General features: G+C 36.6%; 1 protein-coding gene. It reads left to right on the plus strand.

Going from position 1 to position 579, the window contains the following annotated elements; translation table 11 throughout:
• Positions 1 to 113: 113 nt before the first annotated feature.
• Positions 114 to 410: a GIY-YIG nuclease family protein gene (locus tag IU405_RS00970; protein ID WP_197436765.1), complete on the plus strand. Its 297-nt coding sequence runs from the start codon at positions 114 to 116 to the stop codon at positions 408 to 410.
• The last annotated feature ends 169 nt before the right edge of the window (positions 411 to 579 follow it).

The following is a 579-nucleotide window of genomic DNA, read 5'->3' on the forward strand; positions in this document are numbered from 1 at the left end:
AATTAAACCTCCCCCACTCTCAAAATGCAGTATATTGCAATAAAAAGATTGCTTCGTCCTATCGTCCTCGCAAAGACGTTGTGAAACCAAACCAAATTCATTACATTTAAAAAATGAAAAAGTCCTATATCTACTTCCTAACCAACAAAAACAAAACGGTAATCTATATCGGGGTAACAAGTAATCTATTAAAAAGAATATACCAACACAAAAGCAAGCAATACAAAGGTTTTACGGCAAAATACAACTGTGACCAATTAGTGTACTATGAAGAATTCGAAGATATAACACAAGCAATTGCCAGAGAAAAACAAATAAAATCAGGAAATAGAAAAACAAAAGAGTCATTAATAAATCTCGAAAACCCAAACTGGAATGACCTCTCAGAAGGTTGGCTTTTCAATATTTAAATTGTCCCGTCATTGCGAGCGACGCAGGAGCGTGGCAATCTGTATATTAGTAACCGCCCATCCAGTCATTACACCCAATCCCGTCATTGCGTGGCACGAAGCAATCTGTATATGAAAACCTCCCCCGCTCTCAAAATACAGTGAATATCAATAAAAAGATTGCTTCGTC

It is taken from the genome of Polaribacter sp. BAL334 (assembly GCF_015767435.1).
Classification (GTDB): Bacteria; Bacteroidota; Bacteroidia; order Flavobacteriales; family Flavobacteriaceae; genus Polaribacter.